This window comes from Pseudidiomarina tainanensis (assembly GCF_004214835.1).
GTDB lineage: Bacteria > Pseudomonadota > Gammaproteobacteria > Enterobacterales > Alteromonadaceae > Pseudidiomarina > Pseudidiomarina tainanensis.
The window spans coordinates 634,206-651,125 of record NZ_PIQJ01000001.1; the positions used below are offsets into that span (position 1 = coordinate 634,206).

The following is a 16,920-nucleotide window of genomic DNA, read 5'->3' on the forward strand; positions in this document are numbered from 1 at the left end:
TTTTTGCTTTTTCGAGTAACGATTAACGAATAACTAGTAACGCTTTTAAGGTTTTCAATGCAGCCGGAATTTACTGAGGTTCAGCGCTTCTTAATCGATTGCCCGCCATTTGATGAATTAACTGGCGAGCAGCGGCAGTGGGTGGCGCAGAATATTAAAGCAGCTTATTTAAATGAGCATAATGTGGATGCGTTGTTTAAGCAGCACAGTCCGGCATTGTACATTGTGCGCTCGGGTGGTTTTGATTTGCTGGCACCTGATGGCCACTTGATTGAGCGTTTGGAGTCACATGACTTATTCGGTTTTCCGTCGCTGCTGAGTGGTCGGCCGGTGGTCAATAAGTTGAAGGTGATTGAAGACGGCATTATTTATATCGTTTCAGCCGACATGTTCGACAAGCTTCGTCAAAACGTGCGCGCTTTCGAGCAATACTTCATCCGCGCCCACGGCCAACGATTGTTAAGCGAGGTAGCCCGGCGTTCCACGCCGGGACGTGGCGAAGCCACGGTTAATGCCGACGCTACGGGTAGCGGCAAAGCCGCTGTTAATATCGACGCTACCAATAATCGCAACTCTGACGACTTGACTGATATAACCGCCGCATCAGCCTCCCGGCCCGCAGTTGCTGAAAAGTCGCCGGGCTACGATACCCTCGAGCTCACTCTTGCGGAAGTGATTAACCGCGAGCCAGTAACGGTGTCCAGCACAGCATCTATCCGTGAAGCGGCACAGGTAATGCGTGACAAAAAGGTCTCGTCAGTGATGGTAACGGGTGCAGTCCAAGGTCGGCACCCCGAAGAGGGTGCCGACCTTGGACTGCACCCCACCTCCTCTAAGCTCTTCGGCATTCTCACCGATCGCGATTTAAGAAATCGCGTGATTGCCCAAGGCTTAAGCTACGATATTCAAGTCAATGCCGTGATGACCCAAGCTCCGGCAACGGTTTACGGACGTCAAACCCTGATGGACGCGCTGACATTAATGACACAGCACAACATCCATCACTTACCGGTATTGGATGACAACGACCAACCGATCGGCATGATCACCAATACTGATTTAATGCGACAACAACGCAGCGAACCGGTGATGTTGATTAGCGCCATTAACAAAGCTGAAACGCGCGAGCAACTGATTACCGAGGCTCGGCATATTCCTGCATACATGCAAACCTTTGCTGCCCGCGTTCACGACACCACGATGGTTGGCCGGCTCCTAGCGTCACTGACTGACAGCATGACGCGCAAACTGATCAGCTTGTATGAACAAGATCACGGTGTGGCACCGGGAACGTATTGTTGGATTGCGTTTGGCTCGCAAGGTCGTGAAGACCAAGTGTTGAGTTCTGACCAGGATAACGGTTTATTGCTTGGCAACGGGTTAAATGAACAACAACTCGAGTGGTTTAAAGGCTTGGGTGAGTACGTTTGTACCGGCCTGAACGAGTGCGGTATTCCGTTATGTCCTGGCGATATCATGGCTTCTAATCCAGATTGTCGTCGTACGTTAGACGGTTGGCTCGATCGCTTCCAAACCTGGACCACAAGCCCAACCCCGAAAGCACTTATGTATTGCCAGATATTTTTCGACTCGCGCATGGTGCATGGCAACAAGCGGCTGTATCAACGTTATCGCGACGAAGTGGCACGGCTGGGCAAAAACGAATTCTTCTTAGGTAATTTGGCGCGCTTGCAAGTGAGTGTACAAGTGCCGCTGGGCTTATTTAACCGATTCCGCGGGACAGAGTCGGGTAAAGACAGCGATTTGATTAACATTAAGCGCTACGGTATTGCACTAATTAACGACATTGTGCGCATTTATTCGTTGCAGGCCGGCTTAACGGTTCCGCAAACGTTGCAGCGTTTAGAGCAATTGCGAGGGAGTAATTTATTAAATCGTAAAGACAACCAGTCACTTGCGGAGGCTTGGCAGTTCTTAACCCAACTGCGGTTGCAACATCAACTGGATATTTGGGGTACGGATAAACCTAAAAATGCGTTAGATCCTGACGAATTAAGTACTTTGACGCGGCGCCAGTTGAAAACAGCATTTCGAATTATTAAAGATTGCCAGCAGGGCGTTGGCTTGAAGTTCGGGCGTATTGGCTGATGTGGTCATTAATAAAACGCTGGTGGCACAAAATCCAAGTTCGTCGTAAACCGTGGACGGAACATTCTTACATTGCGTTAGACATTGAAACGAGCGGGTTAGACCCTGCAAACGATCAAATTTTGGCGATTGCGTGGGTTGAAGTGACCCCGCCCGTTATCAATTATACAAGCGGTCGCTACTACCTCATAAAGCATGACAAAACCGATTTGAAGCAGTCACCTGTTATTCATGGTCTGGTCAAGAAGGACTTCATCGAGACTTCAGAACTGTGTGACGTCATGCAGGCTTTATCTGTAACAATGTGTAACAAAATATTAATTTGCCATCATATACAACTTGACTGGCGATTCCTCAAACAGGCAGCAAAAAGCTGTGATATTCAACTCGCCCCCCTCGCATTATTTGATACGTTAGGGTTTGAAGCGAATCGATTAAAACGCCAACAACATCATATTGAACGTGGCTCGTTAACTCTTTCAGCTTGTCGAACGCGCTATGGCTTACCTGAGTATGACGCCCATCATGCATTTAGTGACGCGGTTGGTTGCGCCGAATTGATGTTGGCACAGGCTTACAAATATGCGGGCAGTGAAAAAAGTTCAATTATTTAAAGCCTTTCTAGACAACTTTTCTCAAATTTCGACGAATGACGTTTTAATTATGTTGAAAATCCATTGAAAAGACTTATGGACTGTGGTTATCTAAGCAGGATTCTATGTCAGTTAGTTTAACTTCTTAGAACACTTAGATTTCGATGCAAACGTTAATTATTAAAAAATGCTTTGCACCGGAGCAATTACAATAAAAAATCTCAGGGAGACTTAACATGGCTCAAAAGTCATTTTTGTCAGACTCAATCCGCGCCATCATGATGGCTGGCTTTGGTTCTGCGCTAATTGCAGCTCCTGCAATGGCACAAGATCAAGCTGAAGACGAACAAGAAGCAAAAGAAACGGTTGAGAAAATTCAGGTAACTGGTTCTCGTATCCGTACCGATGGCTTGGATAGCCCAACGCCAATCGAAATTATCACCACTGAACTTGCTGAAGACCAAGGTTTGAACACTTTGGGTGAATTGTTGCGTACGTCAACAGTTGCTTCAGGTTCTGACCAGTTGGTATCTGCGTACTCTGTTGGTTATGTTACCAACGGTGGCAGCGGTGCAGAATCAATCTCTATGCGTGGTTTAGGTGCAGGCCGTACGCTTGTACTTCTAAACGGTCGTCGTGCGGGTCCTGCTGGTACTCGTGGTACGGTTTCAGCATTCGACATGAACGCATTGCCAATCAGCGTAATCGAGCGTGTTGAAATCCTGAAAGACGGCGCCTCTTCACTGTACGGTTCTGATGCGGTTGCTGGTGTAATCAACATCATCACCAAGAAAGGTGAAGGCGGCCAAGTCAACGTTTCTGGTTCTGCTCCTTTTGAAGGTGGCGGCGAAACCTATCGCTTAAACGCAACTTACGGTAGCGCATTCGACCGTGGTTCATGGCGTGTGGTTGTTGACCACAATGTTAACACCGGCTTGAAACGTGCAGATCGTGATTACTTCGACTGTTCGACTCGCTACTTGTTTAGCGACATCGAAACTGGTGAGCGTGCTGACCCAATCGATCCGCGTACTGGTGAATATCACTGTAACGAAAGTGGCTTCGGTTTATGGCACTCTGGTTCAGCAGGTACAGGTCGTCTTCAGTACAACTATGGCAACTACGACGTAGACCCAGTGACTGAAACGAACCCGAACGTGACTCAAGCACCAGACGGTTGGTACTGGGCTGGTTATGATAAAGAATCTGATGGTTTGTTGGACGGTGGCGGTCACCCGTTCCGTTTGGACCAAACGATGATTCCAGAAACCACAGTTAACTCAGCATACTTCCAAGCGGATTATGACTTAACTGATACTATTTCTACTTACGGTGAGTTGTTGTATAGCCAGCGTGTAACGAAATCTCAGAGCGCGCGTCAGTTCTGGCCTGCAGATTTAGTTGGTTATGTACCAATTAGCACAGTGCCTGGTTTTGATGGCGACAGCTTTGTCATGCCAGTTCACTACACCAACCATTATGGTAACGAAACTACGGTTGATTACACCCGTTTAGTACTTGGCCTTGAAGGCTCAATCGGCTTCTGGAACTGGGATATTTCATATCAGCGTTCAGAAAACGATGGTACTTACGAGCAAGACATTATTTTGCGTGATTCAATGTTGATGGCGCAGGAAACCTTGTTGGGCGTACCATGTGAAGGCCGTGTGACTTCAATCTCTGGTAAAGCATGTTATGCGTACGACTGGTTCGATCCGCAAAACATCTACGGAAACCCAAGCCAAGAAGCGCGTGACTTCTTGTTCGGTTACGACAAAGGTAACACTGAGTATACTCAAGACACGATTGATGCTTACATCACTGGTGACTTGTTCGAAATGCCTGCAGGCCCAGTTGGTACTGCGGTAGGTGTTTACTGGCAGCGTGATGAAATCAATGACGTACCTGGTGAAAACACTCGTGCAGGTAACTCATGGGGTCTTTCTGGTGCAGGTATTACAGCTGGTGAAGCGAAAACTACCGCTGCTTACGCTGAATTCCAGATTCCATTGTTACGCGACTTGCCATTTGTTGAAAGCTTAGACTTAACAACTTCTGGTCGTTGGACTGACGTTGATATCTACGGTAGCGACACCACCTTCAAGGTAAGCGCTAACTGGGAAATCGGTGCAGGCTTCCGTCTACGTGCATCACGTGGTAGCTCGTTCCGTGCTCCAGCTCTGTACGAATTGTTCTTGCAGAACCAAACTGGTTTCTTAGGTCAAACCTCAGATCCATGTTTGAACTGGGTTGAATCAACTAACCCTCAAGTACGTGAAAACTGTGCGGCAGAAGGTATTCCTGAGTCATACACAGCAGCGGTTGGTAGCAGCGGTTCAATGACCTCAATCACCGGTGGTGGTGCAGGTCAGTTGAAAGCTGAAACTTCAATCTCTGAAGGTATTGGTTTAGTTTACTCTACTGACGATGGTCGTTTCGCGGCGTCTGTTGACTACTATGACGTTGTAATCAGCGATCAGATCGCCAGCGTTGCTGGTGGTTCAGTATTGAACCAGTGCTACACCTCAAATGACTTTGCAAACGAGCCTTTCTGTAACCAGATTACTCGTCGCGATGGTTCAACTGACGGTGACTGGAGTATCCTAGAAGTTCGTGGTGGTTACTTGAACACTGCTCAACAGGTTGTACGTGGTGTTGACATTGTTGTGACTTACCAAGACTCGTTTGACTTCGGCGATTTGCGTATCAAGTTAGATCACACGAACCAAATCGAGCGTTCGTTCCAGCAGTTCGCTGGTGATACTCCAGAGCAAAACATTGGTTACATCGGTAACCCACGTAACGTAGGTACGTTGAACACTACCTTGACGCGTGACGAGTGGAGCTTCAACTGGAACATGAGCTACTACGATAAAACTTCTGACTACCGTTACTTCGGTACCAGCTCTACTACATACCGTGGTGAGTCAGTACGTTTCGTAGCTGAAACTCCAACTTATGTGTTGCATTCATTATCAGCTAGCACCACCTTCAATGACAACATTGATGTGACTGTTGGTGTTGGTAATATCTTTGACAAGCAACCGCCGATGGTAAGCCCTGCAGCTGCAGCTGTTGTAGGTAACACGCCATTGTTCGCATCACAGCTCGACTACCTAGGTCGTCGTGCGTTCTTCAACGTTTCATACAGCTTCTAAGCTACTAAGGAAACGATAAGAAAGTGAATGACCAAAGCCCCACCTTGGTGTGGGGCTTTTTTTTGCAAAACAATAATAACAATAAAGTTAGAACACGAGGCTAGGATGAAAATTTCAAATTTATGGGTGATTGTTGCGTTGTTGACGCCGACCTTTATATTTGCTGCAGAGATTAAAGAAGAGGTGTTGGAGAACTATGCGAAACACGCTCAATATCTTGATGTGAAAATTTCTCCTAACGGTAAACATCTCGCAGCCACCTCTCGAAATCCAGAAGGGACTGTGCAGCTCACTGTTCTCGATATTAAAAACAACAAAATTCTTTCGGTTACCCAAGGTAAAGGCAATGAGTCGGTTGCAAGCTTTAATTGGGTGAACGATGACCGTTTAATTATGACCATGGCACGCGAAGTTGGCTCTTTGGATATGCCATTGCCAACGGGTGAGATCTTTGCGATGGATGCCGATGGTGGCAACCAACTTATTTTGACCGGACCACGCTCTGATGGCGGTGAATATGAATTCGCCCAGTTACTCGATATGTTGCCGGATGAAAAAGATAATATTCTGATTTATACGCGTTCGATGATGTCGTCGGAGCCGTATTTGGATATTTACAGAATGCGTACGAATTCGGGCCGTAAGCGCAGTGAAGGCCGTATTCCGTTAAAAGCATATCGCAGCACTAATGTTCAGGTATTAGTCGATCGTGAAGGCATTGCACGGGTTGCGGTTGGTGTCGATCCGCAGGCTGATAACCGAACCATTATTCTAGCGCGTGAGGGCGCAAATAAAGAGTGGTATGAGCTTGCAAGTTATAACACTGATGAAGGTGGTTTTGCGCCGCTATTGCTCAACGCAGATGCGACTAAGGTGATTGGCTTAAGTAATAGTCAAACAGATACGCAAGCGATAGCCACGCTCGATTTAAAAACTAAAAAAGAAACAATTGTGGCTGAGCATCCGGCAACTGATTTAAGTCCGATCATGAGTTTGACTAAAGGTCGGGCACAAGAGTTAGTTGGTGCGGCATTTGAGTACGACAGCATTGATGCTGTATTTTTTGAAGATATTCAAGATAAACGATTCGTTCAAATCGTACAGGCTTTGATTCAAAGCTTCCCGAATCACTCAGTCAGTATCAATTCAGTAACCCACGATAACAATCAGGCGATTATCCGTGTCGGTTCGGCCAATTTACCCACAACGTTTTACTTGTTCGACAGTGAAAACAATAAATTATTACCTCTAGCGGCAGCAACACCGTGGTTAAAAGCTAAAGAGATGCCGAAAACTGAAATCATCACTTATAAAACTCGTGATGGCTTAACCATCCGCGCTTTGTTGACATTACCACCAGGTAAAGAGGCAAAGGACTTACCACTCATCCTGATTCCACACGGCGGCCCACACGGCATTCGCGACACCATTACGCGTATCGATGGTGATGCCAAAGTGTTTGCGGAACACGGTTATGCGGTGTTGCAGCCAAACTTCCGCGGTTCAGGTGGTTATGGTCGTGAATTTCTTGAGCTGGGCCACAAAAACTGGGGCACCACCATGATCAACGATATGACTGATGGTGTTCAGCACTTAATTAAAGAGAAAGTAGCTGATGCCGATCGCATTTGTGTATATGGCGCTTCATACGGAGGCTATGCAGCATTACAAAGTGCGATTCGCGAGCCCGACCTTTATAAGTGTACCGTCGGTTTCGTTGGTGTGTACGACTTAGATTTAATGTACGAGCAGGGCGATATCTCAGAAGCCCAAGCGGGTCGTAACTACTTAGACCAAGTATTGCCGTCAACGCCTGAAGAGCGCAAAGCCCAATCGCCAGTGCACAATACCGATAAACTCAAGGCTCCGGTGTTTATTATTCAAGGCGGCCGAGATGTGCGTGTGCCAAAAGAACATGCGTTCCGTTTACGCGACAAATTAAAAGCACAAAATCATCCGTATGAGTGGATGATGAAGGATGGCGAAGGCCACGGTTTTTATAAACCCGAGAATAATATTGAGCGTTGGGAACAGATGCTGGAATTTTTTGATAAGTACATAGGCGAATAAAATGGCATAACCAATTGACCAAAAAAAGTTCCCTAAATGTGCAAAAAAAAATCATATTTCAGTATTTTTGTACGTTAAGTAGGTTGCCGATATAGAATTTTTTGATTAGTATCGAGTACTGAGCGGTCAAGGTTTTCGCTTTGAAGGCCTTGATCGTCGACGCACGAGGGCGTTCACGTGCCGACTTTAAACCTAGTAAATCACGTATAAAGTGATCCAGGGAGAACACAGTATGTATACTAATAATAAACTCGCTAAGTCTATCCGCTTAGCACTTATGTTCGGTGGCGCTTCAATTGCGTTAACAGGCACTGCGGCAGCGCAGGATCAGTCTGGTGACGACGCAGCTGAAGAAGCTCAAGAACGTATTACCGTAACAGGTTCACGTATCAAACGTACTGACTATGAATCAGCTAGCCCAGTACAAATCACTTCTTCTGAAGAAATCAAAAACTCTGGTTTTACCCGTATCGAAGACTTGATGAACAGCTTGCCACAGGTAGAAGCTGCGCAAACTTCATACATCGCTAACGGTGCGTCTGGTGTTGCAACACTTGACCTTCGTGGTGTAGGTACGAACCGTACGTTGGTATTGATGAATGGTCGCCGTCTGCAATCAGGTGGTATCTATTCACAAGCACCTGACGTTAACCAAGTTCCAGCAGCGCTTGTTGAGCGTGTTGAAATCTTGACTGGTGGTGGTTCTGCAACTTACGGTGCCGATGCGGTAGCCGGTGTTGTTAACTTCGTGATGAAAGACGATTTCGAAGGTCTTGAAATCAACGTTGGTGCTTCTGGTTATCAGCACAGCAACGGTAACGACTACATGCAAGGTCTGATGGATGCACGTGGTTTCGGTTATCCTACTGGCGGTAGCGGCATCGACGGTAAGTCGTACAATATCGACGTAACCATGGGTAGCACGTTCGCTGACGGTAAAGGTCACGCAACTGCATACGCAACATGGCGTCAAATCAACGAGCTTCGTCAAGAATCTCGTGACTATTCATCATGTGCATTGAACGGTGCTGGTACAGCTTGTGGTGGTTCTTCAACTGCTCCATTACCAAACACCTACTTCGCACCAATAGTTGACGGTGAATACGACCTGTCTCAGGAAGTCTACTGGGCGCTTGACCCAAGCGGTGCTTTCCGTGACAAGTTAGGTAGCGACGTATATAACTACGCGCCAATCAACCACTTCATGCGTCCAGACACTCGTTACACAATGGGTGCGTTCGTAAACTATGACGTGAATGATTCATTCCGTCCATACATGGAAGTGAGCTACATGCATGACCGCACTGTTGCTCAGATCGCCGAATCAGGTATCTTCTTCCAGTATTTCGAATTTGATCTCGACAACACAATCTTCAGCGATGCGCAGCGCGCTCAATTGCAAGACGCATTTGGTAACGTTGACACTGTAGGTGCTTACATTGGTAAGCGTAACGTTGAAGGTGGTCCTCGTCAGAACGCTCTTGAGCACAGTGCATACCGTATGGTATTCGGTGCAGAAGGTTACTTGAACTCAAACTGGTCATATGACGTGTCATTCCAGTATGGTTCAACTTCTTCAAGCACTGCATACATCAACGACTTCTATGTTGATTACATCGGCCAAGCACTTGGTGCAAATGGTTATGACGCTTGTGGCGACGGTTGTCTTCCTTACAACGTGTTCACTCCAGGTGGTGTGACTGCTGCAGCTGCTGATGGCTTAGGCGGTGTTGCAATCATGAACGGTATCACTTCACAGCGCATCTTGAACGGTTTCGTAACCGGTGAATTCGATGCAAGCTTACCATCATCTGACTTGCCAATGGCTGCAGTAGTTGGTTTCGAAAGCCGTGAAGTTGACTTCGAACGTATCGCTGACACCATCTATCAAGAAGGTGCGTTGGCTGGTCAAGGTGGTCCAACTGACAGCATCATGGGTGGCTACAACGTTAAAGAATTGTTCGGTGAGTTGAGCGTACCAATTGCTGAAGGCCGTGACGGCATCGACAGCATGACCTTAGATTTAGGCGTACGTTTCTCTGACTACAGCACTTCAGGTAACGAAACAACTTACAAAGCAGCGTTGGATTACAACGTAACTGCTGATTGGAAAGTTCGTGCAAGTTATAACCGCGCAGTTCGTGCACCAAACGTTGCTGAATTGTTCGCACCAAGCTCACTAGGCTTGTGGAGCGGTGAAGACCCATGTGCTGGCGATACTCCTGAGTATACAGCTGCACAGTGTGCTAACACTGGCGTAACTGCTGACCAGTATGGTCAAGTTGGTGAAAGTACAGCTTCTCAGTACAACGGTATCTTTGGTGGTAACGTTAACCTTCAACCAGAAGTTGCTGACACTTACACCGTAGGTGTTGTTGGTAACCCAATGGATAACTTGAACTTCACCGTTGACTACTGGTCAATCGACATCGAAGACGTTATCGGTACTTTAGGTGCTGAAAACACCCTTCGTTTGTGTGCTGAAACTGGTGATGCAGTTTACTGTGACAACGTAACCCGTGGTGCTGGCGGCAGCTTGTGGCGTGGTGAAGACGGCTATGTAGTAGCGACTAACATCAACGTTGGTACTGAGAAGTATCGTGGTGTTGATATGAACGTTAACTACACCGTTGAAGACGTTCTTGGCGGTACTATCACTGCACGTATGAACGGTTCATACTACCTCGAGAAGTACACTGATGCTGCAGGCGTAGATTGTGCGGGTACTATCAGCACAAACTGTTTCCCTCAGCCAGATTGGCGTCACTCTTTAGCGGTAACTTATACTCCAGACGATATCTGGACCGCTCAAGTTAAATGGCGTTACTTCGGTGGTGTTGACTATGACGGAACTACTGACCAATTGTTGTTGGGCCGTGGTATCGCATCACAGAGCTACATCGACTTAGTAAGTACTTTCGAAGTAAACGAAAATACTTCATTGTTGGTTGGTATCAACAACGTGTTGGATAAAGAGCCACCATTGGTTGGCGGTACTTTATCGTCTAACGCGAACACTATCGCTGGTTTCTATGACACCTTAGGTCGTTACATCCACGCAAGTGTTACTTTCCGCTTCTAATTTCAATTAGATGTGGTAAACAACAAGTAAGTGAAGCGGCGACCTTGGTCGCCGCTTTTTATTGCAAAACAGTATTTTGGAACAGGTGACTGAGATGCAGTCCAAGACAGTTCAAGATCCGCTTCAGCAGATCACTCAGCAAGTACAAGCGTTCGCCTCAAAGCAACAATTTAAACAGGCAAGTCAGCTCATTCGCAGTGCAACAGAGGGAGCAGATGTGCCGGTACTCCACCGCGCTCATCAGTTAGCCATGTACGTGCAAGATGCTGAAAGTGCACTTGAATATTTGAATAAAGCACTGGAAAAGATGCCCGATCACGCGGTGTTAATTGCGGATAAATTAAGAGTTCTCGTTCAACTACGTCGGCGTAGTGAAGCATTAAAACTTGCGAAGAGCGCGGTGAAATCTGTTCAAGCAGGCCCCCAATTTTTACATCATATTGCACGTATTTATCAGCAACTCGAGCAACCGAAGTTAGCATTAAAAATTCTTGATGGACTGGCCAAAGAGCATCCCGAGAATGTTGAAGTGCGGTATGAACAAGCGAGCCAACAATTTTTTCTCAATAAAATGGCACAGGCCGAGAAGAACTTTGATTGGATCATTAAAGCGACTGAAGGCAAATTGCCAAATGCCTACCATTTACGCTCACAACTGCGTAAACAAACTCCCGATAATAATCATGTCGCCGAATTAGAAACGCGTTTGGAGAAATCGGAATCAGCTGATGCGCCAATTTGGTTTGCGCTCGCGAAGGAACTCGAAGATTTAGGATTTTATGATAAGTCGTTCGAAGCGTTACAGAAAGCGAACGAATTGAAACGAGCGACAGTTCAGTACAACGAAGAAGCGGAGTTGACGGCAATTGATTCTTTAATCAACGTTGCAAAAGATTTTGATTACTCGGCGAAGCCGTCAAAATCAAAAGTCACTCCTATTTTTATTGTGGGAATGCCACGAACAGGCACAACGCTAGTCGAGCGTATGCTTGCGGCTCATAGCGATGTCGTGAGCGCTGGTGAATTTCAAGATTTTCCGTGGTTAATCGCATCAGCGATTAATGAAATCGAGTTAGCATCTGGCGGTAAATTATCACGCGACGAGGCTCTGAAGCAGGTTGATTTTGAGGCGCTTGGTCAACGTTATTTGTCGCAACTGAAAGATGTCACAGGCAATGCACAGTATGTCGTCGATAAACTACCGTTTAATTACTTGTATATCGGGTTTATTAAAAAAGCGCTCCCGCAAGCCAAGTTTATTAACTTGCAGCGAGATCCGTTAGATGCTTGCTATGCAATTTTTAAAACGATGTTCTACCAAGTTTATAGTTTTTCTTACGATCAACGTGAACTCGGACATTATTATGCGAAGTATCAAGAAGTCATGGCGCTATGGCATAAACTCTTCAAAAAGGACATCTTAACGGTCAACTATGAAGATTTAGTCACTGAAACCCTGAAGCAGGCAAAAGCACTGATTAAGTACTGTGGTTTGGATTGGCAAGATTCTGTATTGGAATTCCATACGCAAGATACAGCGTCAACCACGGCGAGTAGTGCGCAGGTTCGTCAGCCAGTGTACCAATCTTCGGTAGGTAAAGTGCAGCATGTTGAACAGCATCTAAACACACTGCGTGAAGCCTTAAGTGGTAAGTAACCTCTTACTTACCACTGCGGTGATATATCGCATGGTGCCGTGATGCGGGCTCCCTGTCCGCTGAACGGCACTGTGCCATGAAAGAAGTAACTTGGGAAGAATACGCAATATCCTACTTGGGGACATTTCGCATCGATTACAGGCGTGAGTCCAGGTAGTTCATAGCCGGGATCACCAAATCGAATCCACCCCGCCTGCGTTGCGTCATCTTGAGTAATTTGTTTCGGTAATTGAATGTAGGTACAACAGGATAGCCAGCCTTCCGGATGTACATGGTTGGTATGGAAACCCTGCTCTTTCAAGCATACGGACCATGCGCCTGTAAATCGGATACGTTCACTCTTGCGCTGTAAAAAAGGGTGGTGTGGATCATCGGGTAGACCTCGAATATAGTCACCTGCCGCTTGTTCAATCATCAGCTTCAGCTGGTTAATGATCGGCGCCTTATTCGCAAATAAATTCCCCATGGTCTGTGTTCCATGGCGGACGCTTTGGTCTAATGGGTGCTGAGTATTGTGGTGCATGCCCGTTAAAATATCTGCCAGTTCCTGCATAAATTCATCGATACTTTCGTAACCTGCAGGCGGTTGCAGCTCGATGATTTTCACAAACTGCTGATAGTTATTCAGAGAATGAGAACTGTCCGATTCGCCGAGTGCTTGTAGGCACAGTGCTTTATATGCAAGCATTTCTTGATTATATGGATGTTCCTTAGCGACAGCCTGTACATGCTCAAGTGCTGTCTTATACTCTCCGCGACGCATCAAATTTATCGCTAAATCGAGTTGATGGCGGATGTTTTTAGGATTCAATTTAACCGCAACTAAATACGCTTCCAATGCTTTATCAGGGTGATGATTGCGAGCATACGCGACACCCAACAAATGATGAAACTCAACCCATTTGGGGTGTTTATCCACCACATTACGACAAAGCTCTAACGTTTCTTCGAGTTTGCCAGCCATTAATTGATGCGTTGCGAAACTGAATAATAATGAACGAGACTGTGGTAATCGCTCGAGCGCCTGCTGAAAGGACTCCAGAAATTTTTCGTGCGGCCCGTATTCCCAATATAGTTTATTCAGTGCGACATGCGCATCGATATATTCAGGTAACTGACGAACGAGATTCTGCAAAATTTGTTCTGTTTTTTCATAGTTTTCAAGGTCGTAGTAAATACAAGCTTTAAGGTAGTCGACGACAGGAGAGGGCTGCTGCAGATTCTGTTTGGCTCGCAAAATAGCTTCCATCGCCTCGTTTGCTAATCCTAACTTACGAAAAAGTAACGCCTGAAGATAGTACGGCTCAAAATGTTGCGGTTGGTCTTGAAGGAGCGCGTCGATTTCTTGCTGTGCTAACTCGTACTGATCCTGCTGAAGATAGAGCGCAATCAAACTTTTTCGCGACGGGCAATGATGGGGATGATGTTTGAGCGCTTGCTTGAGGTTTTCAGCTGCCGCTTTGGGTTGATGTTGGTTTTGCAGGCATAAAGCAAGTATGTGCAACACATCGGGGTGTTTGGCGTTGTAGCGAAGCAGGTGCCGGCATTGAAGTTCTGCTTCGCAATAATTCTCTGTGCGAAAAGAATTGACAGCTTCCTGGAACAATTTTTGTACATCGGTCATGGTTACTACACTTTTTATTATTATAGTTGTGTAGATTTTGTACCACTGAGCGACGAATGGATCAAGTTCTGCGATGAATTGCTTATTGGCGTCCTCGGCAGGAGTCGAACCTGCGACCTGCCCCTTAGGAGGGGGCTGCTCTATCCAGCTGAGCTACGAGGACATTGGGCTATGATAGACATAAAAAAACCAGCCGCAGCTGGTTTTTCTAAATCGTACGTCGGTAACGCAACCGAACAGCGTCTTACAGAGCGCTGATTTTCGCGTTCAAACGACTCTTATGACGAGACGCTTTGTTTTTACCGATGAGACCTTTAGTCGCGTAACGGTCAAGTACCGGTTGAAGGCTAGTAAATGCCTGCTGTGCAGTCGCTTTATCGCCTGCTTCAATTGCAGCAGTTACTTTCTTCATCAAGGTACGCATCATTGAGCGACGGCTCGCGTTGTGGCGACGGTTCTTTTCCGCTTGTACCGCACGCTTTTTAGCAGACTTAATGTTAGCCAAGGTGAACTCCTAAAATTCGTTATCTATGTGCAATGGTTTTGTAGGGCGGGGAATATGCCTGTTTTCCGACTGAAAGTCAAGGACGATATTAGCTATTGGATATTAGATATTAGAAAAAAACGGGTAAGGTTACGTGATACAGGGAGGTGTTAATGTTTAAAGATTTGAAAGTTTATAAATCGGCGATGGACTTATGTGTATCAGTCTATAAGATAACTGATAGTTTTCCGGGACATGAATTATTTGGGCTCGTCAGTCAAATGCGGCGCGCCGTCGTTTCTGTGTCTAGCAACATAGCGGAAGGGGCTGGTAGGGGCTCTTATAGAGAACAAATAAGATTCTATTATATTGCTCGTGGTTCTCTTGCTGAGTTGGAAACCCAGCTCGAAATAAGTTTTCGATTAGGTTACGTCGAGTGTCGTTTACATACTGAAACTCGTTTCGTATATCGACTACTTAATGGTTTGATCAACTCAACTAAAAAGATGATGCTAGTAGAATCCGCTTAAGTAGGTTTTACTAATATCTAATATCCAATAGCTAATATCGTACTTGAGGTTTCATTGTCAAAGTCACTTGCTAAATCCGGCATCATTGTCAGCTTCATGACGCTCATATCGCGTGTGCTTGGGCTTGTGCGCGATGTGGTGATTGCGAATTTGATGGGGGCTGGGGCGGCGGCCGATGTGTTCTTCTTTGCGAACAAGATACCGAACTTTTTGCGTCGATTGTTTGCGGAAGGGGCGTTTGCGCAGGCGTTTGTGCCGGTACTGACGGAGTATAAGCAGGGGAAAACGCTGGATGAACAGCGCTTGCTGATTGCTCGGGTGGCGGGTACGTTAGGTACGTTGGTTACGATTGTCACGCTGGTGGGTGTGATTGCATCACCCGTGGTGGCGGCGATGTTCGGTACGGGTTGGTTTCTGGATTGGTATCACGATGGTCCGCAAGGGCATAAGTTTGTGCTGGCGGCGGACTTGTTGCGTATTACGTTTCCGTATTTGTGGTTTATTACCTTTACCGCGCTGGCCGGTGCGATTTTAAATACGATTGGTAAATTTGCCGTGGCGGCATTTACGCCGGTATTTTTAAATATCGCCATTATTGTTTTTGCGATTTGGCTTGGGCCGCAACTCGAACAACCGGAATACGCGTTGGCATGGGGTGTGTTTGTTGGCGGTGCCGTTCAATTTCTATTTCAAATTCCGTTTTTAAAACGTGCGGGGTTGCTGGTGCGGCCGCGCTGGGGATGGCGCGATCCCGGGGTTACCAAAATCCGTACGTTGATGATTCCTGCGCTGTTTGGTGTGTCAGTGAGTCAGATTAACCTATTGCTCGATACGTTTATTGCGTCGTTTTTGATGAGCGGTTCGATTAGTTGGTTATATTACTCAGACAGGTTACTAGAGTTTCCGCTTGGATTATTTGGGATTGCGATTGCGACGGTTATTTTACCGGCTTTAAGCTCACGTCATGTCGATAAGTCAGCCGAAGAGTTTAGTCGCACCCTTGATTGGGGGATTCGTACGGTCGTCTTGCTGGGTTTGCCAGCGATGTGCGGGTTGATTGTGCTTGCGGAACCGATGTTGATGGTGTTGTTCATGCGTGGCGAGTTCACGCCAGAAGATGCGCGCTTGGCCTCTTATAGTTTATTTGCGTATGGCTCGGGCTTGCTGAGCTTTATGTTGGTGAAGGTATTGGCGACCGGGTTTTATTCACGGCAAGATACCAAGCGGCCAGTGAAGTACGGCATTATCGCCATGGTTTCAAACATGGTGTTCAATATCGTTTTCGCGATTCCTTACGGCTATGTCGGTTTAGCCATAGCCACGTCTTTATCTGCCGCTGTGAATGCCGGTTTGTTGGGCTATAACCTGTGGCGCGACGGTGTGCTCAAACGTTACCCTGGAACCTTAACTTATCTCACGAAAGTAGCGCTTGCTGTGGCGACGATGGTCGCGGTCGTGCTGTATTTGGTGCCATCACGTTCTTGGTGGCTAGCTGCTGAATTTGTTGATCGAGCGTGGCAATTGTCGATGTTGATTGGCGCAGGGGCAGGGACGTATATGCTCTCTCTTATCCTCCTCCGCGTGAAGATCCGTTAATCGTTATTCGTTATTG

Annotated in this window: 10 protein-coding genes and 1 tRNA gene; 8 read left to right on the forward strand and 3 right to left on the reverse strand. The window is 46.5% G+C overall.

What is annotated here, in order from left to right; genetic code table 11:
• Nucleotides 1-57 precede the first annotated feature (57 nt).
• The 6 genes from CWI82_RS03070 (at nt 58) to CWI82_RS03095 (ending at nt 12,669) form a co-directional block, all read left to right on the forward strand.
• Nucleotides 58-2,109 (forward strand): DUF294 nucleotidyltransferase-like domain-containing protein, encoded by a 2,052-nt coding sequence (locus tag CWI82_RS03070; protein WP_233340181.1) that lies wholly within the window; start codon nt 58-60, stop codon nt 2,107-2,109.
• Nucleotides 2,109-2,723, forward strand: coding sequence for a 3'-5' exonuclease (locus CWI82_RS03075; RefSeq protein ID WP_130202638.1), 615 nt, complete (start codon nt 2,109-2,111; stop codon nt 2,721-2,723). The genes CWI82_RS03070 and CWI82_RS03075 overlap by 1 nt, the downstream gene beginning before the upstream one ends.
• A gap of 215 nt (nt 2,724-2,938) precedes the next feature.
• Nucleotides 2,939-5,860 (forward strand): TonB-dependent receptor plug domain-containing protein, encoded by a 2,922-nt coding sequence (locus CWI82_RS03080; RefSeq protein WP_130202639.1) that lies wholly within the window; start codon nt 2,939-2,941, stop codon nt 5,858-5,860.
• Between the two features lie 105 nt (nt 5,861-5,965).
• Complete coding sequence (locus CWI82_RS03085; protein WP_130202640.1) at nt 5,966-7,930, forward strand: S9 family peptidase; 1,965 nt, start codon at nt 5,966-5,968, stop codon at nt 7,928-7,930.
• Nucleotides 7,931-8,162: 232 nt separating this feature from the next.
• Complete coding sequence (locus tag CWI82_RS03090; RefSeq protein ID WP_130202641.1) at nt 8,163-11,012, forward strand: TonB-dependent receptor domain-containing protein; 2,850 nt, start codon at nt 8,163-8,165, stop codon at nt 11,010-11,012.
• Nucleotides 11,013-11,106: 94 nt separating this feature from the next.
• Nucleotides 11,107-12,669, forward strand: coding sequence for a tetratricopeptide repeat-containing sulfotransferase family protein (locus tag CWI82_RS03095; RefSeq protein ID WP_130202642.1), 1,563 nt, complete (start codon nt 11,107-11,109; stop codon nt 12,667-12,669).
• Nucleotides 12,670-12,677: 8 nt separating this feature from the next.
• Here the strand turns inward: CWI82_RS03095 and CWI82_RS03100 are convergent, their stop codons facing one another.
• From CWI82_RS03100 to rpsT, 3 genes are all read right to left on the reverse strand, one after another.
• Nucleotides 12,678-14,294 carry a 2OG-Fe(II) oxygenase family protein gene (locus tag CWI82_RS03100; protein ID WP_130202643.1) on the reverse strand — a complete coding sequence of 539 codons (1,617 nt, stop codon included), beginning with the start codon at nt 14,292-14,294 and terminating at the stop codon, nt 12,678-12,680.
• Nucleotides 14,295-14,380: 86 nt separating this feature from the next.
• A tRNA-Arg gene (locus tag CWI82_RS03105) sits at nt 14,381-14,457 on the reverse strand.
• 81 nt (nt 14,458-14,538) lie between these two features.
• The gene (rpsT, locus tag CWI82_RS03110; RefSeq protein ID WP_126759302.1) at nt 14,539-14,799 is read right to left on the reverse strand and encodes a 30S ribosomal protein S20; all 261 of its coding nucleotides are present in this window, start codon (nt 14,797-14,799) and stop codon (nt 14,539-14,541) included.
• A gap of 152 nt (nt 14,800-14,951) precedes the next feature.
• On the opposite strand from rpsT, the gene CWI82_RS03115 reads away from it, so the two are divergent.
• Nucleotides 14,952-15,308: a four helix bundle protein gene (locus tag CWI82_RS03115; RefSeq protein ID WP_130202644.1), complete on the forward strand. Its 357-nt coding sequence runs from the start codon at nt 14,952-14,954 to the stop codon at nt 15,306-15,308.
• Nucleotides 15,309-15,362: 54 nt separating this feature from the next.
• A complete protein-coding gene (murJ, locus tag CWI82_RS03120; protein ID WP_130202645.1) occupies nt 15,363-16,904 on the forward strand; it encodes a murein biosynthesis integral membrane protein MurJ in 1,542 nt (513 codons plus the stop codon).
• Nucleotides 16,905-16,920 lie beyond the last annotated feature (16 nt).

Excerpts from the sequence above, each read along its gene's own strand:
- CWI82_RS03070 (WP_233340181.1), top strand. The coding sequence starts at position 58 with ATGCAGCCGGAATTTACTGAGGTTCAGCGCTTCTTAATCGATTGCCCG.
- CWI82_RS03075 (WP_130202638.1), top strand. The coding sequence starts at position 2,109 with ATGTGGTCATTAATAAAACGCTGGTGGCACAAAATCCAAGTTCGTCGT.
- CWI82_RS03080 (WP_130202639.1), top strand. The coding sequence starts at position 2,939 with ATGGCTCAAAAGTCATTTTTGTCAGACTCAATCCGCGCCATCATGATG.
- CWI82_RS03085 (WP_130202640.1), top strand. The coding sequence starts at position 5,966 with ATGAAAATTTCAAATTTATGGGTGATTGTTGCGTTGTTGACGCCGACC.
- CWI82_RS03090 (WP_130202641.1), top strand. The coding sequence starts at position 8,163 with ATGTATACTAATAATAAACTCGCTAAGTCTATCCGCTTAGCACTTATG.
- CWI82_RS03095 (WP_130202642.1), top strand. The coding sequence starts at position 11,107 with ATGCAGTCCAAGACAGTTCAAGATCCGCTTCAGCAGATCACTCAGCAA.
- CWI82_RS03100 (WP_130202643.1), bottom strand. The coding sequence starts at position 14,294 with ATGACCGATGTACAAAAATTGTTCCAGGAAGCTGTCAATTCTTTTCGC.
- CWI82_RS03115 (WP_130202644.1), top strand. The coding sequence starts at position 14,952 with ATGTTTAAAGATTTGAAAGTTTATAAATCGGCGATGGACTTATGTGTA.